Here is a 25,811-nt window from a genome sequence, read left to right as displayed (position 1 = left end):
CACGTTGAATGGCGTATAAATATCTAGTTATTGTGGAATCACCAGCTAAAGCCAAAACGATTGAAAAATATTTAGGAAAAAACTATAAGGTTGTTGCCAGTGTTGGGCATATTCGAGATTTACCCAAAAGTAAAATGGGTGTTGATACTGAAAATAATTATGAACCGCATTATATCTCGATCCGAGGTAAAGGCGATGTCATTAAAAGCTTAAAATCGGCTGCTAAAAAAGCTGAAAAAGTTTATCTCGCAGCCGATCCGGACCGAGAGGGAGAGGCCATTGCTTGGCATTTGTCTTTCCTTCTTGGCTTGGATTTGAATGATAAGAATCGCGTCGTATTTAATGAAATTACGAAAGAAGCGGTAAAAGCCGCATTTAAAGAACCAAGAACGATTAATTTAGACTTGGTTGATGCACAACAAGCACGTCGTATTTTAGACCGTCTAGTTGGTTATTCACTGAGCCCGATCCTTTGGCGTAAAGTCAAAAAAGGCTTGAGTGCTGGTCGAGTACAATCGGTAGCACTTAAAATCATCATTGACCGTGAGAATGATATCCGTAAATTTATTCCCGAAGAATATTGGAGTATTGATGGTAATTTTCAGAAAGCAAAGAAAAAATTCAAGGCTAATTTCTGGGGTCTAGATGGTAAAAAGAAAAAATTACCAAATGCTGAGGCAGTTAAAGAAGTTACGACCCGAATCAAAGGTAAAGAATACGATGTAACAAAAGTAGAGAAAAAAGAACGCAAACGCAATCCAGCATTACCTTTTACAACCAGTAGCTTACAACAAGAAGCTGCAAGAAAGTTAAATTTCAGAACACGAAAAACCATGATGGTTGCGCAACAATTGTATGAGGGAATTGCTTTAGGTAAACAAGGTACAGTGGGTTTGATCACCTATATGCGTACAGATTCTACTAGAATAGCAGATTCAGCTAAAGCAGAAGTAGCGGAATACATTGAAAAAACTTATGGTAGTGAATTTTCTGCTCATGGTGGACGCAAAGTCAAAAATGCTCAAGGAGCTCAAGATGCCCACGAGGCGATCCGTCCCTCTAGCGTAATGCGTGCTCCAAATGAAATCAAGCAATACTTAGATAAAGATCAATTAAAACTGTATACATTGATTTGGTCACGTTTGGTTGCTAGTCAAATGACACCTGCTGTTTTGGATACAATGAAAGTAACGTTAGAACAAAATGGTGTAATTTTCGTTGCTAATGGAGCTAAAGTCAAATTCAAAGGTTTCATGCAAGTCTATGTTGAAGGTCGCGATGATGGCAAAGAAGATAAAGAAAATATTTTGCCGGATTTAGCCGAAGGTGACAAAGTGAATGCTTTGGATATCGAACCAAAACAGCATTTCACACAACCACCAGCAAGATTTAGTGAAGCAACCTTGATTCGAGCTTTAGAAGAAAATGGTGTAGGCCGTCCATCAACCTACGCGCCAACTTTAGAAACGATCCAAAGACGTTATTATGTTAAATTAACAAATAAACGTTTTGAACCAACTGAATTGGGTGAAATCGTCAATTCATTGATTGTTGAATTCTTTCCGCAAATTGTTGATGTTCACTTTACAGCTTCAATGGAAGGTGATCTAGATAAGATCGGCGTTGGTAAGGAAAAATGGGTTGAGGTCGTTGACCGTTTCTACCGACCATTTGAAAAAGAGCTGACAAATGCAGAAGAAAAAATCGAAAAAATCCAAATCAAAGATGAGCCTGCAGGCTTCGATTGTGATCTTTGTGGTCATCCAATGGTGATTAAGCTAGGACGCTATGGTAAGTTTTATGCTTGTAGCAACTTCCCGGAATGTCGCAATACTAAAGCAATCGTCAAAGAAATCGGTGTTACTTGTCCAGTGTGTAATGAAGGGCAAGTTATTGAACGTAAATCTAAGAAAAACCGATTATTCTATGGTTGTAGCCGCTATCCAGACTGTGACTTTACTTCTTGGGATAAACCAATTGGACGTCCGTGTCCAAAATGTGGTCAATATCTTGTTGAGAAAAAAGTCAAAGGTGGAAAACAAGTTGTCTGTATCAATGGTGATTATGAAGAAAATATTCAAAAATAAATAATATCCACAAAATAAGAAATTTAAAAACCAGCGGAAGATCCCGTTGGTTTTTTGAAGAAAAGAGGAAATATATGACTACTTCTGTAACAGTTATCGGCGCAGGTTTAGCCGGCAGTGAAGCCGCTTGGCAAGTTGCTCAGGCAGGTGTCCCAGTAACACTTTATGAAATGCGTCCAGTAAAAAATACTCCAGCACACCAAACTGAAAATTTTGCTGAATTAGTATGTTCCAATTCACTAAGAGGGAACAACTTGACCAACGCTGTTGGCGTGTTAAAGGAAGAAATGCGCCGTTTGGATTCAATCATCATCACTAGTGCAGACAAAACTGCTGTTCCTGCTGGTGGAGCATTAGCAGTTGATCGTGACACGTTTTCACAAGAAATTACTGACAAAATCAAAAATCATCCATTGATCACAGTGAAAAATGAAGAAATCACAGCAATTCCAGATGGAATCGTGATAATTGCAACAGGGCCGCTAACGTCAGAATCATTAGCAGAACAGATCAAAGAGTTTAACGGATCAGATGGTTTTTACTTCTATGATGCAGCAGCACCAATCGTTGACAAAGCAACGATCGATATGGACAAAGTTTACTTGAAATCTCGCTACAATAAAGGCGAAGCTGCCTACTTAAATTGTCCAATGACAGAAGAAGAGTTTAAAGCATTTTATGAAGCGTTAATTTCTGCAGAAGTTGCACCTTTAAAATCGTTTGAAAAAGAGAAATTCTTTGAAGGCTGTATGCCAATTGAAGTAATGGCCAAACGTGGTATCAAAACGATGTTATTTGGTCCTTTAAAACCAGTTGGATTGGAAGATCCTAAGACCGGAAAACGTCCATATGCCGTTATTCAATTACGTCAAGACAACGCAGCTGCTTCATTATATAATCTTGTAGGTTTTCAAACGCATCTAAAATGGGGAGAACAAAAGCGTGTTTTCCAAATGATTCCTGGTTTAGAAAATGCTGAATTTGTCCGTTATGGCGTTATGCACCGTAATAGCTTTATGAACTCGCCAGAGCTATTAAAACCAACATATCAATCTCAAAAAAGAGAGAACTTGTTCTTTGCTGGTCAAATGACTGGGGTCGAAGGCTATGTAGAAAGTGCAGCTAGCGGTTTACTAGCAGGTATGAATGCAGCACGTTTGGCTAAAGGAGAAGAACCTGTAGTTTTCCCGAGAGAAACAACTTTAGGAAGTATGGCCTATTACATTACACATGCAGAAGGCAAACATTTCCAACCAATGAACGCTAACTTCGGCTTATTCCCTGAATTGCCAGAAAGAATTCGAGATAAAAAAGAACGCTATGAAGCAATTGCAGACAGAGCTTTGACGACATTGGCACAAGTAACACAAAATCTAAATCTTGTAGAACAAACTAAATAATCAAAAGACCAAAACAAATCGAAATTTTTGTTTTGGTCTTTTGATTTGTCCGTGACAAGCGAACAATAGATTAAATTATGCTTATAATTTATGAGTATTTAAAGGCAAATATGAATGAATTGTTACCAAATTTGAAAATATTGATTAAATTCTGACAATTCGTTTGTTTTTTCAAATGGGTTATGCTAAAGTTACTTTGTAATTTAATGGAGGAAGGTCTATGCAAGAGAAAAATTGGTCAGAATTATTTTTAAACTATTTGATCGTTGAACGAGGCTATTCTGAAAAAACCAAAATTGCTTATGAAGAAGATATGCTCAATTTTTTTGAATTTTTAAAGGATTCTGGCGAGGCTGATTATTTAAGTGTCGATCATTTAGATATCCGTACCTATCTAAGTTTTCTCTATGATAAGGAATATAGTCGGAATTCAATTAGTCGAAAAATTGCTAGTTTACGCTCTTTCTATCAATTCTTACTTAAAAATGAAGTAATCAAAGAAAATCCTTTCTCGTATGTACACATGAAGAAAAAACAATTGCGACTTCCTCGCTTTTTTTATGAAAAGGAGATGGATGCTTTATTCGAAAGTGCCAAAGGCTCAAAACCTTTAGAGTTAAGAAATCAAGCATTGTTAGAAATTCTTTATGGTACGGGTATTCGTGTAAGTGAATGCACTAATCTAACCTTACAGTCAATCGACTTTTCTACAAATGTGTTACTGATTCACGGAAAAGGAAACAAAGATCGCTATGTGCCTTTTGGTTCTTTTGCTCAAGATGCATTAAAGGACTATTTGGAAAATGGGCGAGCTGTTTTGATGGAAAAACATCACCGTGAACATGCATTTGTATTTGTTAATCACCACGGTGAACAAATTACTCCTACTGGTATTGAATATGTTTTAAATCAGCTTATCAAAAAAAGCACGTTGAATAGTGATATTCACCCTCATATGCTGCGTCATACATTCGCGACACATTTACTGAATAATGGCGCTGACATGCGTACCGTTCAAGAACTATTAGGACATTCTGATTTATCCACGACTCAGATTTACGCTCATGTAACAAAAGAAAGTTTACAAAAAAATTATCGAACATTTCATCCTCGTGCATAAAGAGGATGGATTTTGACTAGCTATGCGGGCTAGCACTAATCTCAACAATACCTAAGAGCTAAAGCCCTAAGGAATGAAGGTCTTTAGGAAAAAGATAAAAAATGAGCCTGTGCAGCTTTTAAATTAGGAGGAACTAAAATGGTTGAATCACAATTTCATTCAACAACAATTTGTGCTGTTGAAAAAGACGGAAAATTTGCAATGGCTGGTGACGGCCAAGTAACGATGGGTGAATCTGTTGTTATGAAAGGAACTGCTAAAAAAGTTCGTAGAATCTATAATGACGAAGTTGTTGTCGGTTTTGCAGGAAGTGTAGCAGATGCTTTTACACTGGAAGAAAAATTTGAAGGTAAATTAAACGAATACAATGGTAATTTAACTCGTGCTGCTGTTGAGTTAGCACAAGAATGGCGGACGCAGCAATCTATGCAAAAATTAGAAGCAATGTTGATCGTTATGAACGATAAAGAAATGCTGCTTGTCTCAGGTACAGGTGAAGTGATAACTCCAGATGATGGCATCCTAGCAATCGGATCAGGAGGTAACTTTGCATTATCTGCAGCTCGTGCCATGAAACACTATGGAGATAAAGATATGTCTGCTAAGGAAATAGCTAAAAATGCGTTAAATATCGCAGCTGATATCTGCGTCTTTACAAATCACAATATTATCGTAGAAGAATTATAAATGGGGGACAACGACCATGAATGAATTAAATAAAACACCAAGAGAAATCGTCAAAGAATTAGATGAATATATTATTGGACAAGAAACTGCCAAAAAATCTGTGGCAGTCGCTTTAAGAAATAGATATCGCCGTTTACAACTTGAAGAGAAAATGCAGCAAGACGTAACGCCTAAAAATATGCTGATGATTGGACCAACCGGTGTAGGGAAGACAGAAATCGCTAGACGCTTGGCAAAAATCGTCAACGCACCCTTTATCAAAGTAGAAGCGACCAAATTTACAGAAGTTGGTTACGTGGGTCGAGATGTAGAATCGATGGTTCGTGATCTAGTTGAAAATGCGATTCAAATAGTAGAAAAACAACAATACAGCAGAGTTTACTCTCAAGCCTTAAAAAAAGCGAATAATCGTTTAGTGAAAATTCTTGTACCAGGTATCAAAAAAGAACAAAAACAAACATCCAATAATCAATTTGAACAAATGATGCAAATGTTCAATAGTGCGCAACAACCTCAAGAGACACAAGAAGAAGTAACTGAGGAAATCAAAGTTAATCGAAAAACAATTCTTGAACAACTGGAAAAGGGCTTGTTAAACAATCGTGAAGTAACGATTGAAATAGAAGAACCTAAAAAAACAATGCCTGCTATGAATAATGGTATGGAACAAATGGGTATCGATTTAAACGAAACACTAGGTGCGTTATCTCCTAAGAAAAAAGTAGAACGTACAGTGACTGTCAAAGAAGCACAAGAGCTATTAGTCAAAGAAGAATCTGCCAAAATCGTTAAAGATGCAGACATCCACAGCGAAGCTATTCGCTTAGCTGAAAGCAGTGGAATCATTTTCATTGATGAGTTTGATAAAATTACATCAAAAAGTCAGCAAAACTCAGGTGAGGTTTCCCGTGAAGGTGTACAGCGAGATATTTTACCTATCGTTGAAGGGTCACAAGTCAACACAAAATACGGTCCAATTCAAACAGAGCACATTTTATTTATTGCATCGGGGGCATTCCATTTATCTAAACCAAGTGATTTGATTCCTGAATTGCAAGGTCGTTTCCCGATCCGTGTCGAGTTAGATGATCTAACAGCAGAGGACTTTGTGCGGATTTTGACAGAACCCAATAATGCGTTGATCAAACAATATATTGCTTTAATTGGTACTGAAAATGTCACAGTTATTTTTACGAAAGAAGCTATCGAACGAATCGCGAATATTGCATTTAACGTTAATCGCGATACTGATAATATTGGCGCACGTCGCTTGCATACGATTTTGGAACGTTTGTTGGAGGATTTATTATTTGAAGCACCAGATATGCAAATGGGTGAGATTACCATTACAGAAGCATATGTGAATGAGAAATTAAATAGTATTGTTCAAAATGAAGATTTAAGCCGCTATATTCTTTAGGATTATTTGGATGTATGTCTGAAGGAGTTCATTCAGTTAGCTTTGAATCATAATGAATAAAAGTGTACAGCAGAACGTTGTTATCATGTATTATCTAGCTTCAAGAGCTAGCTTTTCGGGAAAAAGATAAAAATAAATGAGTCAAAAAGTGGCTCAGTTATTTTTTCCTGTTTTCCTTTTAAGGCTGAACGAGCTCTTTCAGCTTTTAAATTAGGAGGAGTAAAAATGACTACTTTATTAGAAAAAACCCGTCAAATCAATAAACTTTTACAACAGAAAAATACCTTTGATCAAAAGGCTGAATTACCTTATGATAAGATGGCCGTGATTTTAGGGGATGTTTTAGATAGCAATGCATATATTATTAGTAACGAAGGGGTTTTGTTAGGGTATAACGAAAAACTAGATGTTAATAATGCGCGTGTAAAGCACATGTTTGAAGAAAAACGATTCCCGCAAAGCTATACAGATGCGGCTGATGACTTAATCAAAACAGAAGCAAACATCTCTATTACCAGCGATTTGACTGCATTTCCTGTTGAACTACGTGAAAAATATCCTTTTGGACTAACGACAATCGTGCCAATGTTTGGTGCAGGCGAACGTTTAGGAACGATTATTCTAGCTAGAGTAGAACAATCATTCAATGATGAGGATTTGGTTTTGGCTGAATATAGCGCCACAGTTGTTGGTATGCAGATTCTTTATCAACAATCCCGCAACATCGAAGCGAATGTTCGTAGTGCAACAGCTGTACAAATGGCAATCAATACATTATCATACAGCGAATTAAAAGCGGTTCAAGCGATATTCAAAGCCTTAGATGGTGAAGAAGGTAGATTGACTGCTTCTAGTATTGCAGACGAAATCGGGATTACTCGCTCTGTGATCGTAAATGCCTTAAGAAAATTAGAATCTGCGGGTATCATTGAATCAAGATCTCTAGGGATGAAGGGGACTTATTTAAAAGTCTTAAACAAACAATTTATCAAGGAATTGGAAAAAGATAATAAGTAGGGGGCGCAGAACATGACTGTACAAATTGAAAATGAATTTTTGATTGCAACTATCGCAGAAGACGGTGCTGAACTTGTCAGCTTGAAATCAAAGAAAAACAATATCGAATACATCTGGCAAGGAGATCCCGCATTTTGGGGTCGCCATGCACCAGTATTATTTCCAGTTGTCGGGCGTTTAAAAGATGATCAATACACATACGAAAATCAAACATACCCGATGGGACAGCATGGATTTGCTAGGGATAGTCTTTTCGAAGTGATCGAACATGGATCTGAGTTAGTTTCACTATCGTTAAAAAGTAGTAAAGAATCAAAAAAAGTGTATCCTTTTGATTTTGAATTGATTATTTCTTACGCGCTAGAAGAAGAGAACTTAGTCGTTGATTATCAAGTCGAAAATACAGGTAGTGACGATATGTACTTTTCAATTGGCGGTCATCCTGCATTTAATGTTCCCTTAGAACAAAATTTGACGTTTGACGATTATTATCTAAGCTTTTCACCTAAAAAATCTCGCACTCAGATTCCTTTAGTAGGACCTTTCGCTGATTTTGAGCATAAAACATTAGGGCAAACGAATACTAGTCTTGATATCCGCAGAGAGTTATTCAAAGATGATGCAATTATTTTTGAAACCAAAGGAATAAACACCTTTACGATTGAAACAGATGAAGGGCCTCACAGCATTAGTTTGAGTTATACAGATATGCCTTATGTAGGCGTTTGGTCTCCTTATCAAAAAGAAGCACCATTCGTCTGTATCGAACCGTGGTGCGGCATAGCAGACGAGGTAAATGCGTCAGGAAATCTTGTTGACAAAAAAGGCATCAACAAATTAACTGCATCAGATGTCTTTAAAACACATTACACACTTACAGCTAAGTAGAAATAAATCAAAAAACTAGGACACGAAGTCTTATAAACTTCATGTCCTAGTTTTTAGTCTTTTGTTTTATCGTTTTTGTGAGCACCTAAACCAAATGGTACTCGACTTTCGGTCCCGTTTTTTATCCGCTTTATATTATCTTTATGACGGATAAAAATAAAAATCGTCAAAGCTAAAGCAATCGATGTCAGCAACCAGTCAAATTGAGGTAGGATAGCCGGAATAGCAAACGGCAAAATGACTGTCGAAAGCGTGATTAGTACAGCACTGATCATACTAGTCAAACTCACCATGCTGGTAATATATAACATAATAATAAAAATTAAAGCAGAATAAACAAAAAATGCTGGATTGTAAGCCAGAATCATTCCTGCACTTGTCGCGACAGCCTTTCCTCCTTTGAAATTTGCGAAAATCGGAAATGTGTGACCGAGAACCGCTGCAACACCAAAAACTAAAGGATTAACGTTCAAACCAAATAGCAGAGGTAAACTAGTTGCTAATGTTCCTTTTAAAATATCCATTAGCAAAACAGCTATGCCAGCTTTTTTTCCCAGAACTCTAAACGTATTTGTCGTCCCTGTATTGCCACTACCAAATAGACGAAGATCCTTTTTGAAAAAGAGTTTTCCAACCCAAACTCCTGAAGGGATAGAACCAAGTAGATAAGCAATGATTAATAGCACGAAGAATTTCATTAAGCAACCTCTTTCTGTTCAAACTAGCATTTATTTTATCATGAATAGAAACAGCTAACAATAATTAAATATTCGTTGTATAATGAAAGGAAGAGAAATTTAGAAAGGAAGATCAAAATGCCAATTGAAAACCCATCACAAAAACAAATTTTTGATTATTTAAAACAAGCCAAACGAATCGCAGTAGTTGGGCTAAGCGCAAAAGAAGACCGCACGAGTTATCAAATTGCCAAATTACTACAAAATCATGGCTATGAAATCATTCCTGTAAACCCAATCCTAGCTGGACAAGAAATTCTTGGTGAAAAAGTCTATGAAAAATTACAAGATGTACCCGGCCAAATCGATATCGTCGATATTTTTCGCCGAAGTGAATTTTTACCTGAAGTTGCACAAGATTTCATAGAAACTGATGCAAAAGTCTTTTGGGCCCAATTAGGCCTGGAAAGTGAAGAAGCTGCTGAAATGTTGAAAAAAGCAGGAAGAAATGCTATTATAATGAATCGTTGCATTAAAATTGAATTAGCTGAAATGCCTAAATAGATGCAAATGATCTTAAGAAAGAGTGGCCGTTTAGGAAAGCTCTTTTTTTTTGAGAGCTTTTAGAGTATTATTGTAATGATGTGGCCTTGCGCCCTATAATTAAAGTATAAGGAGTTTTTTCTTTGGCGAAAAAAGTAAACAATGAATACAATGACGCCTCCATCCAGGTTTTAGAAGGATTGGAAGCTGTACGAAAAAGACCAGGAATGTATATCGGCTCCACGGATAGCCGCGGATTACATCATTTAGTCTATGAGATCGTTGATAACGCAGTTGATGAAGCATTATCCGGTTATGGAAATGAGATCAGCGTGACGATCCAAAAAGACAATAGTATCAAAATCACTGACTCCGGCCGCGGAATGCCAGTTGGAATGCACGCATCTGGAATTCCCACAGTAGAAGTAATCTTCACTGTTCTTCACGCTGGTGGTAAATTTGGACAGGGTGGTTATAAGACTTCCGGCGGTCTTCATGGTGTAGGTGCCAGCGTAGTAAATGCATTATCTAGCTGGTTAGAAGTACGCATCGTTCGTGACGGTGTTGAGTACATGGAACGTTTTGAAAACGGTGGAAAACCCGTTGGAACCTTAAAAAAAGTTGGAAAAACGAATAAAAAGAATGGAACTTCTGTGATTTTTCTTCCTGATGAGACCATTTTTTCTACCATACATTTTTCATACGATACATTAGCAGAACGTTTAAGAGAATCTGCGTTTCTATTAAAAGGTGTAAAAATTTCTCTAACAGATCTTAGAGGAGAAGAACCAAAAGAAGAAATTTTCCATTATGATGAAGGAATCAAAGAATTTGTGGCCTATCTAAACGAAGAAAAAGACACGTTAACACCTGTTGTCTATTTTTCAGGTGAAAAAGATGGCATCGAAGTTGAGCTTTCTTATCAATATAACGATGGCTATTCAGAAAATGTTCTTTCATTCGTAAACAACGTACGAACAAAAGATGGCGGTACTCATGAAGTGGGAATGAAATCCTCAATGACGAAAGCTTACAATGAGTATGCAAGAAAAGTTGGTTTGCTAAAAGAAAAAGATAAAAATCTAGAAGGTAGTGACTTTCGTGAAGGATTAGCAGCAGTATTATCGATCCGTGTTCCGGAAAACTTATTACAATTCGAAGGGCAAACTAAAGAAAAACTCGGGACGCCAATGGCTCGCAATGCAGTTGATAACGTTGTTGGAGAGCAAATGGGCTTTTATCTACAAGAAAATAGCGAAATGAGCCAACAATTGATCCGTAAGGCAATCAAAGCGCGCGAAGCCCGTGAAGCAGCGCGTAAAGCGCGTGAAGAAAGTCGAAATGGGAAAAAGCGGAAAAAAGGGGAATCTCTTTTATCTGGTAAACTAACACCGGCACAATCGCGCAATCCTAAAAGAAACGAATTATATTTAGTCGAAGGAGATTCTGCCGGCGGTTCAGCAAAACAGGGACGAGACAGAAAATTCCAAGCGATTTTACCTTTGCGAGGGAAAGTTTTAAATACCGAAAAAGCGAAGATGCAGGATATTTTGAAAAATGAAGAAATCAACACGATGATCTATACAATTGGGGCAGGTGTTGGTCCGGAATTTTCAATTGAAGACTGTAACTACGATAAAGTCATTATCATGACCGATGCGGATACCGATGGTGCACACATCCAAGTCTTGCTATTAACATTCTTTTACCGTTATATGAAACCCTTGATCGAAGCAGGGAAAATCTACATTGCGTTACCGCCGCTTTATAAAGTATCAAAAGGAATCGGTAAAAAAGCAGTAACAGAATATGCCTGGACAGATGAGGAATTATCTAACGTGACTGAACAAGTCGGAAAAGGTTATATGCTTCAACGCTACAAAGGTTTAGGGGAAATGAATGCAGATCAGCTGTGGGAGACCACGATGGATCCTGAGACACGTACATTGATCCGAGTTAGAATAGATGATGCTGCACAAGCAGAACGTCGTGTAACGACACTCATGGGCGATAAAGTGGAACCAAGAAGAAAATGGATCGAACGTCATGTGCAATTCACACTAGAAGAAGATGGCAGCATTTTAGATAGAAAAGATGGCGAGACAGAGATTTCTCCATCCATTTCAAATGAAGTACTAGATGAAGAAAAAAAAGAAGAAACTGAACGTAAAAATGCAGAGACTGAAGCAGCAGAAGAAATCAGTTTATTCGATTTAGAGTAGGGAGTGACGAATTTGGAAAAACGCCAGGATATTCAAGAATTAACGCTTGAAGAAGTAATGGGCGATCGTTTTGGAAGATATTCCAAATATATCATTCAAGAACGTGCCCTACCGGATATTCGTGATGGGTTAAAACCTGTACAACGCAGAATATTATACTCCATGAACAAAGATGGAAATACCTTTGAAAAAAGTTTTAGAAAATCAGCAAAATCTGTTGGGAATATCATGGGGAATTATCATCCCCACGGCGACAGCAGTATTTACGAAGCAATGGTTCGTTTAAGTCAAGACTGGAAACTCCGTGAAGTTTTGATCGAAATGCACGGCAATAACGGAAGTATGGATGGCGATCCACCAGCTGCGATGCGTTATACAGAAGCACGTTTGTCTGAATTAAGTGGAGAACTTTTAAAAGATATCGAGAAAGAAACAGTCGATTTTGTTTGGAACTTTGATGATACGGAAAAAGAACCAACTGTTTTACCAGCTAAATATCCCAATTTACTTGTGAACGGCTCGACTGGGATTTCAGCTGGTTACGCTACAGAAATTCCTACTCACAATTTGGCGGAAATTATCGACGGTACGATTCACTTGATTGACCACCCGAATGCGACATTAGATAAACTAATGGAATTTATTCCAGGTCCAGATTTTCCAACAGGTGGGATTTTACAAGGAAAAGAAGAAATCAAAAAGGCTTATGAAACAGGTCGTGGCAAAGTGATTCTTCGTTCAAAAACAAGGATCGAACCTTTAAAAGGCGGCAAACAACAAATCGTTGTCACGGAAATTCCTTATGAAGTCAACAAAGCGACATTAGTTAAGAAGATGGATGAGGTTCGCTTAAATAAAAAAATCGATGGTATTGCTGAAGTTCGTGATGAAAGTGACCGAACTGGGTTACAAATCGCGATTGAATTGAAAAAAGATACAAATGCTGAAGGTATTTTAAATTACCTGTTCAAAAACACTGAGTTGCAAATCAATTACAATTTCAATATGGTAGCAATCGATAACATGACACCGCAACAAGTTGGTTTAAAACGAATTTTAGATAGTTACATTGCTCACCGTAAACAAGTAATCACTAATCGTAGCCAATTTGAATTGAACAAAGCAAAAAAACGTCAGCATATCGTCGCTGGATTGATCAAAGCTCTGTCGATTCTAGATAAAGTAATCGAAACGATTCGTGCTAGTAAAGATAAGAAAGATGCTAAAATGAATTTAGTAAAAGCCTACGCTTTTACTGAAGAACAAGCAGAAGCTATTGTTACGTTGCAATTATATCGTTTAACTAATACAGATATCACGCAGCTTGAAAAAGAAGCGGAAGAGTTGAATCTGCTTGTTACTGAGTTGACAAAAATTTTGAGTGATGAAAAAGAATTGTTCAACGTAATGAAAAAAGAATTGCGCGAAGTCAAAAAACAATACGGCAACCCGCGTCTAACTCAAATAGAAGATGAAATTCAAGAAATCAAGATTGATACAAAAGTTTTGATTGCTCAAGAAGATGTCGTTGTTACAGTCACGCATGAAGGGTATATCAAGCGAAGTAGCATACGTTCATATAGCGCTTCAAAACCAGAAGAGGTCGGGATGAAAGACGGAGACTTTTTGCTTTATACTGGTGAAGTCAATACGCTAGATCATATCTTACTGATTACAAACAAAGCCAATGTGATTTATCGACCTGTTCATGAACTTCCAGATTTGAGATGGAAGGAAATCGGTGAACATATTTCACAAGCTATTTTAAATCTGTCAGTTGATGAGTCGATCATTGCTGTTTATACCTACAAAGAACTATCTCCAACGAAGACATTTGTTTTCATGACAAAAGAAGGTATGATCAAACAAAGTAAAATGACTGACTTTGAACCTTGGAGAACGTATAAGACGCGTCCGACAAACTGTATGAAGTTGAAGTCTGAAACAGATGAAATCGTAAATGTTTATTTGACAAACGAACAAAAGATCTTAGATGTCTTTTTAGTCAGCCATCGTGGATTTGGTTTACGCTATCCGTTAGAAGAAGTACCTGTAGTTGGTGCTAAAGCTGCTGGAGTTAAGGCGATGAACTTAAAAGAGCAAGATTATGTGGTAAATGGCTTGTTAGTTCACGAAGATGGCGATACACCGATTGTGATGTTAACACAACGAGGAAGCATCAAACGAATGTTAGCACAAGAACTGCCACAACTTGGGCGGGCCAAACGTGGACTGATGGTTCTTAGAGAATTGAAAAAGAATCCTCACCGCGTATCGTTTATGTCTGAAAGTAGTTCGTTAGAATTATTAGTCACAACACAAAATGGTAAGCAATATACCATTGATTCAGAAAAATATCCAATCAACGATAGAACATCTAATGGTTCATTTATGCTTGATGAAAAACAAGATGGTGAAATTTTAGAAGTCCATGAAATGCATACGGCAGAATTAGTGCCAAAAGCTGAAGAAGAATCTAAGTAATATCATTAATCTGTTCTATAGAATTAAAGAAAAACGGCATCTGTACTAGTACAGATGCCGTTTTTTCTATTACAGATTTCTTACTTTTCAAATTCATACGGAATACATTTGTTAATTTAATCACAAATTACAAACGCTTATATAACAACGTTTTTTCATTTTTATTTTTTAAATATAGGCAATTCGCTCAAATTATAGTAAGGAAAGGCTTGCATAAAAATGATCATGTGTTATACTAATCACATAAAGCTGTTACAGTTGATTTCAGCATACTAAGGAGGCCCCAAAATGGAGCAATGGAAAGGCTTTAAAGGCGACAAATGGAGAACATCAGTAGATACACGTGACTTTATTCAAAAAAACTACACTGAGTACACAGGTGACGATTCATTTTTAGAATCAATCGCACCAAGTACAGACAAATTATGGACAAAATTACAAGAATTATTTGAAGTACAGCATGAAAAAAATGGTGTTTATGATATGGACACAAATATTCCTGCAACTGTTACTTCTCATGAACCTGGATACTTGATTAAAGAAGAAGAAACTATCGTTGGTTTACAGACAGATGTACCATTGAAACAAGCATTTATGCCATTTGGCGGAATCAACATGGCAAATAATTCTTTAACTTCAAATGGTTACGAAGTAGATGCTGAAATGTCTAAAATCTTTTCAGAGTGGAGAAAAACACATAACCAAGGTGTTTTCGATGCGTACACTCCAGAAATGAGATCAGCACGTAAAAATAAAATTATCACTGGTCTTCCAGATGCTTATGGCCGTGGCCGTATCATCGGTGACTACCGTCGTATTGCTTTATACGGAATGGATTTCTTGATTGCTGAAAAGAAAAAAGATTTAAGTAACACTGGTAACAAAGTAATGACAGATGACGTGATTCGTTTAAGAGAAGAAATTTCTGAACAAATCAGAGCAATGGCTGACTTAAAAGAAATGGCTTCAACTTATGGGTTTGACATCTCTAAACCAGCTGAAAATGCAAAAGAAGCAATTCAATGGTTATACTTCGGTTATCTTGGTGCTATCAAATCACAAAATGGGGCTGCTATGTCTATCGGACGTATTTCAGCATTCTTGGATATCTATATCCAACGTGATTTAGAAGCAGGTTTGATCACTGAATTTGAAGCACAAGAAATGATTGACCACTTGATCATGAAATTACGTATGGTTAAATTTGCTCGTACACCTGAATACAACCAATTATTCTCTGGTTACCCAATCTGGGCAACTTTATCAATTGCTGGAATGGGCTTAGACGGCCGTTCATTAGTGACTAAGAGTGATTTCCGTATCTTACACACACTAACAAACATGGGTCCATCTCCTGAACCAAACTTAACTGTGTTATATTCTTCACATTTACCAATTGGATTTAGAACATTTGCATCTAAAATTGCAAAACAAAGTTCATCTATTCAATTTGAAAATGATGATTTATTACGCGCTAACTGGGGATCAGATGACTGTGCAATTGCATGTTGTGTATCTGCAACAGTTATGGGTAAAGATATGCAATTCTTCGGTGCTCGTGCTAACTTAGCAAAAGCTGTTCTTTATGCCATCAACGGTGGAGTAGACGAAAAAACTAAAATGCAAGTAGCGCCTAAATTCCGTCCAATGACTGGAGATACTTTAGACTATAATGAATTTATCGATCGTTATAAAGACATCATGGATTGGTTAGCTGAATTGTATGTAAATACTCTAAATGTTATCCACTATATGCATGATAAATATTCTTATGAAGCGGCTCAATTAGCCTTCATGGAAAGCAACTTACAACGTACATTTGCAACTGGTATTGCAGGGATTTCACATGCTGCTGACTCAGTAATGGCAATTAAACACGGTAATGTACAAGTTATCCGCGACGAAGATGGTTTAGCAATCGATTATGTTCCTCAAAATGAGTTCCCAACTTATGGTAACGATAATGAAGAAGCAGATGCAATGGCAAACTGGATTCTTGAGTACTTCATGACTCAAATCAGACGTCAACATACGTACCGTAATGCTAAACCTACAACATCATTATTAACAATCACTTCAAACGTTGTTTATGGTAAAGCAACTGGTAATACACCAGATGGACGTCGTGCAGGTAAACCATTAGCACCAGGTGCTAACCCAAGTTATCAAGATGGTAAATTCTTAGGTGAGAAAAATGGACTTTTAGCATCACTTAACTCAACTGCTAGATTAGAATATACTAGTGCATTAGATGGAATTTCTAATACACAAACAATCAATCCTAACGGTCTAGGTAAAGATGATGATACAAGAATCGACAACTTACGTAATGTAATGGATGGCTACTTTGACAAAGGTGGTTACCACTTGAACGTTAACGTGTTCACAAATGAATTATTATTAGATGCCCAAGCTCATCCAGAAAAATACCCTAACTTAACAATTCGTGTATCTGGATATGCCGTGAAATTCCGTGACCTAACTCCTGAGCAACAAGCAGATGTTATCTCAAGAACTTCACACGATAGACTGTAAAAAACAAACAATTGAAGGGGTGACCTCGTGTCATCCCTTTTTTTAAGAAATGAGGAACAAGGAATGACAACTCCTGTTACTGGTAGAATCCATTCTACAGAAAATTTTGGGACCGTTGATGGCCCTGGCGTTCGATTTATTGTATTCACACAAGGTTGCCGCATGCGTTGCCAGTTTTGTCATAACCCAGACACTTGGAAAATTGGTTCAGGCGGTCGCGTTGTTACAACAGATGAAGTTTTAGATGAAGCAATCAAATATCGTTCTTATTGGGGTGAAAAAGGCGGAATCACTGTTAGTGGCGGGGAGCCATTACTTCAATTAGAATTTTTAACAGACTTGTTCAAAAAGGCAAAAGAAAAGGGCATACATACAACGATCGATACTTGTGGCAAACCCTTTACGAGAGAAGAACCATTTTTCAGCCAATTTCAAGAACTGATGAATTATACTGACTTATTATTATTTGATATTAAACACATTGATAATGAACAACATAAGTTACTTACTTCACTAGGGAACGAAAATATTTTGGAAATGGCCCAATATCTTTCAGAAATCGGTAAGCCTGTTTGGATTCGTCACGTCTTAGTCCCAGAACGCAGTGATTATGACGACTACTTGATTCGCTTAGATACATTTATTAAAACATTAAAAAATGTCGATAAAGTCGAAGTTTTACCGTATCACGTAATGGGTAAATATAAATGGGACGAATTAGGGTTAGATTATCCGCTTGAAGGGATCGAACCACCGAAAGATGATCGTGTAGCAAATGCTAAAAAATTACTTCACGTCAATGACTATCAAGGTTATGCATCAAGATAGTTTATAAAAATAGAAAAGAACGACAATTATTGTTGTTTCTTTTCTATTTTTTGTTATTATTAATAATGAAGAAAAAGAAGGAGTGAACTATTTTTATGTCAAAAATTCTTGTTTTTGGACACCAAAATCCCGATACAGATGCAATTGGAGCAGCAATCAGTTTCGCATACTTACAAAAAGAGCTAGGTAAAGATACAGAACCAGTTGCTTTAGGAACACCCAGTGAAGAAACACAATATGCACTAGACTATTTTAACGTAGATGCACCACGAGTAGTTGAAAGTGCAGCAGGAGAAACAAACCAAGTAATGTTAGTTGATCACAATGAATTTCAACAAAGTATCTCTGATATTGCAGAATTAAATATTCTTGCAGTTGTTGATCACCATCGTATCGCTAACTTCGAGACAGCAGATCCGTTGTATTATCGTGCGGAGCCTGTTGGTTGTACAAGTACGATCGTTTTAAAACTCTTCAAAGAGAATAATGTGACAGTTCCTAAACAAATTGCTGGAATGATGGTATCAGCAATTATATCAGATACTTTATTATTCAAATCACCAACATGTACTCAAGAAGACATTGATGCAGCAAATGAGCTTGCAGATATCGCAGAAATCAATTTAGATGGCTATGGTTTAGACATGTTAAAAGCCGGTACAAATTTAAGCGACAAATCTGCAGAAACATTATTAGATTTAGATGCTAAAAGTTTCCCAATGGGGGATAAAAATGTTCGAATCGCGCAAGTCAATACAGTTGATCTAAACGAAGTACTAGACCGTCAGGCGGAACTAGAAGCTGCAATGAATAACGCAAACACTGCAAACGGTTATGATTTATTCGTATTGATCATTACAAATATTTTAAACAGCGACTCTGAGTTATTAGTAATCGGAGATTCAATAGATAAAATAGAAGCTGCTTTTAAAGTGAAACTCGATAATAACCGGGCATTCTTAAATGGTGTTGTTTCTCGTAAAAAACAAGTTGTTCCTCAATTAACTGAAGCATTCAGTTAAAGGCTATACACATCTGATTTAGCAACTTAATAAACTACAGGTGGTGTTTCAATAGAGCCAGCTGTAGTTTTTATTATTATCAAGGTTAAACAAGAAAGAGTGATCCAACCATGGAAAATATAACTTATTATTTTGCATCAAATAAAAATGAAGAAGAACTAAATAAAATCGTCTCTAATCCATTGTTCACAAAAATAACGAATTACCTTTCAGAGCGCAAAGAGCAAGAAGTCATCTTACGCCAAATAAAAGCAGATATTCCAACAGATAGCAATTTAGAATTATACTTAGATAAACTGATCAAATATAATCTTCTTGAACGTAAAAATAGAAGATATTCCTTAACGTTTCCTATTTATACCCATAAAGAATCTCTAAAAATCTCAGATTCAATAGCAAAATCATTTCGAACGATTACGCAAGAAGATTCAATACCAATTAATTATTTCATTTTTGGTGAATGGCTTTGGTCTTTGCTTTTTGAAGAAGAGCAAGATAACTATTTTTTCGGCATCAAAGCTTCTCCAGAAAGCTTATCAGTCTTTCGTAGAAAAGAAGAGGGGAATGAGTCACTGCGTTTTGTTTCTGTTTATCCAGATAACCTGATTCCTTTAGATCTGGCAAATTATTTCAATTTACTTTCGAAGAGACAGGAGTTGCCTCAACACTTTACGTCATTACAGAATGTAATTGGAGATGTAGATATCAATTATTTTATTCCTCAAATTCAAAAAGTAATACGATCGGTGAAAAGGAATAAGTCTAGAGAGAGTAAAAAAAATATTTTTCAAGAGGCATTGCTAGTGACAGGAGATCTGAAGAGGAATGAAGAAAATCAATTATTTCTTGCTGTTCCAATTCTAGAAAGTGAAGAGCTTTCTAAAGAGATTCAGGTCACCTTAGACAAACTAAAAACGGAATTGCAGCCATCATGGGAAAAGATCGAAGATAAAAACCAACGTGTATTCTATAAACAACAGTTATATAGTTTCTTATTTACAAATTATCTTCCTGAGGATCAAGAATACATTAGTTATTTCGAACTCTAAGTTACTATAATTATATTATGTAAACTGATATATCTGAAATAAAACACCGACCTCTTCATTTTTCATTAATTGAGAGGTCGGTGTTTTATTAATTGTTTCTTTTACGGACTTTTTTCGTCCAAAAACCACCAGAGATAAACTTAGGTTCATACGATATGATGAACGCTCTAGGTTCTTTTTCATTGATCAGTTTATACAAACTACGCTCATTTTTACGTGGAGAAAGAATCTCTAAAATCATCCGTTCGCCTTCGCGGCCTGCACCAAAGCTTTGAGTCACACCGTAACCGTGCTCTCTTAATATTTCCGGTAGATTCAGTTGTTCTGTGGAAGAGGGTAGAATAGCCGTTACCATAATGTAGCCTAGTGCCAAATAATCTTCAATTTTGATCCCTACACTGATTCCTACTGCATAGCCAAGGGCATAAACAATTAAGTTAATTGGGTTATCCAAACGATTTAGAACCATGCTAAGTCCTAATACATAAATCGTTATTTCGGCCATACTGACTAAAGGCGCAATCAGACGATAGCCCTTCATTGTTAGCATAAAACGGATCGTATTCAATGTGATATAAGAAAAATTGACCACAAAGATCGTAACAAGCATTTTGATGTCCATTTTTAATAATTCCTCTTTTCAATTAAACATATCTGCATATTATAGTACAACATTATGAGAATTAAAATAGTGATAGTCAAAATATAGACGAAATTTCTGATTTTATATCTAATCTGAAGAATAAAAATTCTGTCCAGCGTTATTTGTTGGATGAATCAATAGTTTTTGCTATAATCATTATACTACGTATTTTAAGGGAGAAATGAAATCAGATGAGAATTTTTATCATCATACTTTTGGGGTTATTGTTATTAAATACAACTGCAGCACTTATTACCGTTTTTAGAAAACCACGGAGCATTTCAAGTGTTTTAGCTTGGATTATGACGTTATTGTTCTTACCAGGAATCGGTTTTATTATTTATCTTTTTTGTGGCAGAGGAATCAATGGTCAAAAAGTTTTCAATCTAACTACTCATGATAAAGAAATGATTACTGAAATCAAAAAAATGGTCGATGAAGATAATCTAAAATCAGATGGAAAATTAGATATTAATTTACTAACTGATGCACGTGTGTTAAACAGATACTTTAGAAATATGGATTCTTCACCATTAAGCAAGCGAAATAGCCTAAAGATTTATACGGATGGAAAAGAAAAATTTGACGCCTTGTTCGAAGATATCCGGCAGGCCAAAGAAACAGTCCATGTCGAATATTATTCTTTTTTTAACGACCGTATAGGGAATCAATTTTTAGATTTGTTAGGAGAAAAAGTTAAAGAGGGTGTAGCTGTTCATTTGATTTATGACCCTTGGGGTTCTCCAGGAGCAAACAAAAAGTTTTTTGCTCGATTTGTTGCCCTAGGTGGGAAAGTAGCGCCGTTTATCACTTCTAAAAATATGATCAGTAAAACACGCTTAAATTATCATTTACATCGTAAAATTGTCGTGATTGATGGGAAAATAGGGTGGACTGGTGGATTTAACGTAGGTGATCAGTATTTAGGCGAAAGTAAGAAATTCGGTTACTGGAGAGATACGCATATCCGTTTAGTTGGAACGTCTGTTTTCTCACTACAAGAGATTTTTATCATGGACTGGAACGCTTCTGTACAACACGACTCACATAAAATGGATTATTTAGAAAACTATTTCCAAATTGCCGATGACAGTGAACTAGGAAACTTAGCATTACAAGTTGTTTCTGACGGACCAGATTCTGAAGAAGAAATTCTAAAAAGTGGGTTTATCAAAATGATTTTATCTGCTGAGAAATCCGTCTGGATCCTAACACCTTATTTAATTCCCGATGATAGCATGATCAATGCGTTGTTGATTGCTGTACGGTCAGGGATCGATGTACGGATTATGATCCCATGCATGCCGGATCATCCATTTATCTATCGTGCAACCCAGTATTATGCGAACTACTTGCATAAACGAGGCGTTAAGATCTATATGTATCAAAATGGTTTTTTACATGCTAAAACGATGATCATTGATAATGAAATCTGCATGGTCGGTACAACGAATCAAGATATTAGAAGTTATGCATTGAATTTTGAAGTAAGCACATTTATCTATGATACACGAATCGCATGGAAACTAACTCAAATATTTGAAGCAGACATGGATAAAAGTATTTTATTAACGGATAAGATTATTCAAGATCAATCACATTGGTTAAGGTTTAAACAGAACTTTTCTCGATTATTATCACCGATATTATAAGTTTAAAAGATAAATAGTAAAGAAGTCTAAAATTCGAACGAGGTAGTATTGCTAAGTTCGAATTTTTCATATTTAAATTCTAGTTAACATAATATACATTATACAAAGTAGTTTAAAATCAATTTAGATACGAGGTTTATCGTAATCTATAAATCTTATCATTATCTCTAATAATCTGCACATACCCTACGGACATAACTAAATTATCGAGCATGCAGCTCAGGATATAATCAGCAGTAAAACCATGATTCATCATTGTATTTGTTGGATTGGTAATTAACTGCTGTAGCAGTCGATTCTTAGAAATGCTCCAGCCAGTATCAACCATTTTTATTTCCTCAATCTTATATGAAAAAACACATAAAACAATCTTATGAAAATGGATGATTGCTTTATGTGTTTTTACAAAAACGTTATTATTTTGTGTTCAAATTAAAACCAGCGGCTAATCCAGCCAATAATTGTTTCAACCCACCAAGTTGGTCCCATATAATACACCTCCTTTTCTTTTTGATATGAAAATTATCTCTAAAACTACAAAATATTTCACTTTAAGCTTTATTTATGAGTGTTTAAAAACATTTTTATTTTCATAAAAAAACAAATTATATATATGCCGTAAAGATATAAATAACAGATATATTTTAGGGATAAAACAATGATACATTGTTTTAATACAAGAATTAAGTTACGTCATAATCAGCTTAACTACTTTCACAATGTCATACCAACATACTGATACCATGCCTAAAAATATGCAAATAAATAATTGTTTCATTGACAGTGGAGCTAAATCCAAAAATCCGTTTATAGGAGAATAAATCAGAGCTATTAAACCTAGTAATGTTCCACCTAATATAATCCAAGTTACTTTATCATGTCGTAACTTAAAGAATGTTTGAATTCCAAGCAATTTATTTGAACTATTTACCTGGACCAAGAATAAATTTGCTGTAATCAAGACGGTCATTCCCATTGTCCGAGCTAATTCATCGTTTGTAAGAGTATGATTTTGTTGAAGTGTAAAATAATAGATTCCAAATGAAGTGATGAAAATAACGAGTCCTTGAATAAGACTCTTAACGAAAAGTTTCTGAGTAAGTATATTTTCTTTTGGGTCTCGTGGCGGACGTGTCATTATGTTGTGTTCGCTGGGTTGCCGTTCCAAAACAATTGAACAAGTTGGATCTATCACGAGTTCTAGTAAAACGACATGTACAGGTAGTAAAAATAATGCATCTTGGGGAATTCCTAAAATCGGACCCAAAAGGGCTGTCAAAGCAATTGGAATATGAATAACGAATATATAACCAATTGCTTTTTTTATGTTATCATAGATTCTTCGGCCGTCTCTGACTGTATTAACAATTGTAGAAAAATTATCATCTAATAAAATTAAATCTGCTGCTTCTCTAGAAACTTCTGAGCCTCGTTTTCCCATTGCAATACCGATGTCAGCATATTTGAGTGCTGGAGCGTCATTTACACCATCCCCTGTCATCGCTACAATAGCACCATTTTCTTTGAAGGCTTTGACAATTCTCATTTTATGTTCTGGTGTGACTCTTGAAAAAACAGTTCTAGTGTGCACTTTTTCTGCCAGTTCTTTATCACTCAATTGGTTTAATTCATGACCAGTTAAAACTTTATTAGCATTTTGAATCCCGACTTTCTTCGCAATTGAACTAGCAGTCAAACCATTATCTCCAGTAAGCATAACTACTCTGATCCCGGCTTTCCTACAATCCTCAATATCAGCCTCAATTCTTTTTCTAGGCGGATCAGACAAACAAATCAAGCCTAGAAAAGTCAATTTACAATACTCTAGAGTTTTAGGAATATCATTTTTATTAGAAACAATTTGCTCTCCAACTGCAATTATTCTTAACCCTTCTCTGGCAAAAGCATCGATTTTAGTCCGAATATTTTGCTTCATTTCTTGGGTTAAATTTGAGATTGTCAGTATGCTTTCAGGAGAACCTTTTGCTGTGATTTCAAAATGGTTATTTCTGTCCCAAACATGCCCCATCATCTTCAGCTCATCTGTAAAAGGATATTCTGAAATTAACGGGCTGTTGAATAACCTCTCTTTGCTCCAACCATGTTTTTCATCATATTCTAAAATAGCTATTTCCATAGGATCATACGGATCGATTTCACTAGCCAAACCCATCACTTCGTTTAAACGCTCCTCTACGTTAGGTTCAAAAGGCCATACCTTAGTGACAGTCATTCGATTTTCCGTAATTGTCCCTGTTTTATCAACTGCTAAGACAGATAGCGCCCCCATCGTTTCGACTGCAGAAAGTTTTCGCATTAGAGACTTTTTCTTAGCTAATCTCCATGCTCCCATGGATAAAAACACAGTCAGCACAACAGGAAACTCTTCTGGAATCATGGCCATCGCAATCGTAATGCCTGATAAAACACTTTGGATAATCCGATCTTTCAACTCCAAAGTGTTGTCATTGAAAAAAGTAACTGCAGCCACTAATAACAACAGAATAATGGCAACAATTGTACATACCTTAACTAGTTTTCCAATTTGTTTATCTAAAGGAGATGATATTTCTTTTGCAGTAGCCAGGTGTTTCCCTATTTTTCCATATTCTGTATTTGTTCCTGTATTGCTAACCAGAATCGTCCCGCTACCAGTGGTAACTAAAGTTCCAGCATATACATAATCATCTCGCCAATAGTCTTCTTCTTTAAAAACTTCCGATTTAGTCATTTTTTTCCAAACAGCTTCTGGTTCTCCTGTTAAAGAAGATTCATTGATGCTAAGATCATTTGCTTTAACGACAAAACCATCAGCTGGGATTTTAACCCCTTCTTCTATGAGCATAAGGTCATCTGGAACAAGTTGTTCGCTCGAAATTTTTTTTGTGGTATTGTTTCTAATAACGTTGATTCTTGGAGCTGACAGGTCTTTCAACGCATTTAACGTCTGGTCAGTTTTCCATTCTTGGAAAATTTCAATAGTAATAATAACAATCACGAAAGTTAGCATAATCCCTCCGTCAAGTGGCTCCCCTAGAAAAAAATAAATAAGAGCTGCTGCAATCAGCAGCATAAACATGGGTTCTAAAATAATAGTGAAAACCTTTCTGTAAAATGGTTCCTTTTTTTTCTTTTCTAGTTGATTTAATCCGAATTCTCTTTGACGTTCTTCTACTTCATCGAGTGTTAATCCTTGCCAATTAATAATTTTCATAAGTATCCCCTTTCCATTCTCGTAAAAAGATACGATTTACACATAATACAGTGTGGAACCTGCTATTACGAGAGGAAAGAAGTGTTTTTTAGTAAACTTTTAGTGTTTAGCAGGAGCTCGAAAATAGTGTCATATTCTCCTAAAAAAATAAGTAAGGGTATCCCTAATATTCAAATAAGCATGGTTAAAAAAAATCAGCATTACCACCGACAAAAACGGCCGTCTACTAAAAAAGACTTTTCAGAAAAACGAGTCAAGTGCTCATTTGCTGAAAAGTCTTTTTAGGGATATCATTTTTTGGACGAAAATGCATAAAGTTTTTA

General features: G+C 36.1%; 18 protein-coding genes. 15 read left to right on the top strand and 3 right to left on the bottom strand.

What is annotated here, in order from left to right:
• Positions 1 to 8: 8 nt before the first annotated feature.
• The 7 genes from topA (at position 9) to IGL98_RS09165 (ending at position 8,619) form a co-directional block, all read left to right on the top strand.
• Positions 9 to 2,087 (top strand): type I DNA topoisomerase, encoded by a 2,079-nt coding sequence (gene topA, locus IGL98_RS09195; protein ID WP_069644728.1) that lies wholly within the window; start codon positions 9 to 11, stop codon positions 2,085 to 2,087.
• A gap of 74 nt (positions 2,088 to 2,161) precedes the next feature.
• A complete protein-coding gene (trmFO, locus tag IGL98_RS09190) occupies positions 2,162 to 3,487 on the top strand; it encodes an FADH(2)-oxidizing methylenetetrahydrofolate--tRNA-(uracil(54)-C(5))-methyltransferase TrmFO (protein WP_206842485.1) in 1,326 nt (441 codons plus the stop codon).
• A gap of 220 nt (positions 3,488 to 3,707) precedes the next feature.
• The gene (gene xerC, locus IGL98_RS09185) at positions 3,708 to 4,607 is read left to right on the top strand and encodes a tyrosine recombinase XerC (protein ID WP_206842484.1); all 900 of its coding nucleotides are present in this window, start codon (positions 3,708 to 3,710) and stop codon (positions 4,605 to 4,607) included.
• A gap of 138 nt (positions 4,608 to 4,745) precedes the next feature.
• Positions 4,746 to 5,294: an HslVU peptidase proteolytic subunit gene (hslV, locus tag IGL98_RS09180; protein WP_069644725.1), complete on the top strand. Its 549-nt coding sequence runs from the start codon at positions 4,746 to 4,748 to the stop codon at positions 5,292 to 5,294.
• Positions 5,295 to 5,310: 16 nt separating this feature from the next.
• Positions 5,311 to 6,714, top strand: coding sequence for an ATP-dependent protease ATPase subunit HslU (gene hslU, locus IGL98_RS09175; protein WP_206842482.1), 1,404 nt, complete (start codon positions 5,311 to 5,313; stop codon positions 6,712 to 6,714).
• Positions 6,715 to 6,939: 225 nt separating this feature from the next.
• Entirely contained in the window at positions 6,940 to 7,731 is a 792-nt protein-coding gene (codY, locus tag IGL98_RS09170) for a GTP-sensing pleiotropic transcriptional regulator CodY (protein ID WP_206842480.1), read from the top strand.
• A gap of 12 nt (positions 7,732 to 7,743) precedes the next feature.
• Positions 7,744 to 8,619, top strand: coding sequence for an aldose 1-epimerase family protein (locus IGL98_RS09165; RefSeq protein WP_206912157.1), 876 nt, complete (start codon positions 7,744 to 7,746; stop codon positions 8,617 to 8,619).
• Positions 8,620 to 8,672: 53 nt separating this feature from the next.
• On the opposite strand, the gene plsY is transcribed toward IGL98_RS09165, so the two are convergent.
• Entirely contained in the window at positions 8,673 to 9,317 is a 645-nt protein-coding gene (plsY, locus tag IGL98_RS09160) for a glycerol-3-phosphate 1-O-acyltransferase PlsY (protein WP_206842475.1), read from the bottom strand.
• Positions 9,318 to 9,434: 117 nt separating this feature from the next.
• On the opposite strand from plsY, the gene IGL98_RS09155 reads away from it, so the two are divergent.
• The 7 genes from IGL98_RS09155 (at position 9,435) to IGL98_RS09125 (ending at position 19,979) form a co-directional block, all read left to right on the top strand.
• Positions 9,435 to 9,860, top strand: a complete 426-nt coding sequence (locus IGL98_RS09155; protein ID WP_206912156.1) for a CoA-binding protein — start codon at positions 9,435 to 9,437, stop codon at positions 9,858 to 9,860.
• 122 nt (positions 9,861 to 9,982) lie between these two features.
• Positions 9,983 to 12,061: a DNA topoisomerase IV subunit B gene (gene parE, locus IGL98_RS09150; RefSeq protein WP_069644719.1), complete on the top strand. Its 2,079-nt coding sequence runs from the start codon at positions 9,983 to 9,985 to the stop codon at positions 12,059 to 12,061.
• A 12-nt stretch (positions 12,062 to 12,073) separates the two neighbouring features.
• Positions 12,074 to 14,545 carry a DNA topoisomerase IV subunit A gene (gene parC, locus IGL98_RS09145; protein ID WP_069644718.1) on the top strand — a complete coding sequence of 824 codons (2,472 nt, stop codon included), beginning with the start codon at positions 12,074 to 12,076 and terminating at the stop codon, positions 14,543 to 14,545.
• Positions 14,546 to 14,833: 288 nt separating this feature from the next.
• Positions 14,834 to 17,080, top strand: coding sequence for a formate C-acetyltransferase (gene pflB, locus IGL98_RS09140; protein WP_206912155.1), 2,247 nt, complete (start codon positions 14,834 to 14,836; stop codon positions 17,078 to 17,080).
• 63 nt (positions 17,081 to 17,143) lie between these two features.
• A complete protein-coding gene (pflA, locus tag IGL98_RS09135; protein ID WP_206842470.1) occupies positions 17,144 to 17,908 on the top strand; it encodes a pyruvate formate-lyase-activating protein in 765 nt (254 codons plus the stop codon).
• A 95-nt stretch (positions 17,909 to 18,003) separates the two neighbouring features.
• Positions 18,004 to 18,930, top strand: a complete 927-nt coding sequence (locus IGL98_RS09130) for a manganese-dependent inorganic pyrophosphatase (RefSeq protein WP_206842469.1) — start codon at positions 18,004 to 18,006, stop codon at positions 18,928 to 18,930.
• Between the two features lie 110 nt (positions 18,931 to 19,040).
• Positions 19,041 to 19,979: a DUF1803 domain-containing protein gene (locus IGL98_RS09125; protein ID WP_206842468.1), complete on the top strand. Its 939-nt coding sequence runs from the start codon at positions 19,041 to 19,043 to the stop codon at positions 19,977 to 19,979.
• 88 nt (positions 19,980 to 20,067) lie between these two features.
• On the opposite strand, the gene IGL98_RS09120 is transcribed toward IGL98_RS09125, so the two are convergent.
• Positions 20,068 to 20,601, bottom strand: coding sequence for a DUF2179 domain-containing protein (locus IGL98_RS09120; RefSeq protein ID WP_206842467.1), 534 nt, complete (start codon positions 20,599 to 20,601; stop codon positions 20,068 to 20,070).
• A gap of 212 nt (positions 20,602 to 20,813) precedes the next feature.
• On the opposite strand from IGL98_RS09120, the gene cls reads away from it, so the two are divergent.
• Positions 20,814 to 22,274: a cardiolipin synthase gene (gene cls / locus IGL98_RS09115; protein ID WP_206842466.1), complete on the top strand. Its 1,461-nt coding sequence runs from the start codon at positions 20,814 to 20,816 to the stop codon at positions 22,272 to 22,274.
• Between the two features lie 688 nt (positions 22,275 to 22,962).
• Here cls and IGL98_RS09110 read toward each other — a convergent pair.
• Positions 22,963 to 25,488, bottom strand: coding sequence for a cation-translocating P-type ATPase (locus IGL98_RS09110; RefSeq protein ID WP_206912154.1), 2,526 nt, complete (start codon positions 25,486 to 25,488; stop codon positions 22,963 to 22,965).
• Between the last annotated feature and the right edge of the window lie 323 nt (positions 25,489 to 25,811).

The organism is Enterococcus sp. DIV0840, assembly GCF_050527835.1.
Taxonomy (GTDB): Bacteria; Bacillota; Bacilli; order Lactobacillales; family Enterococcaceae; genus Enterococcus_L; species Enterococcus_L ureasiticus.
This window is presented reverse-complemented; position numbering and strand designations above follow the sequence as displayed.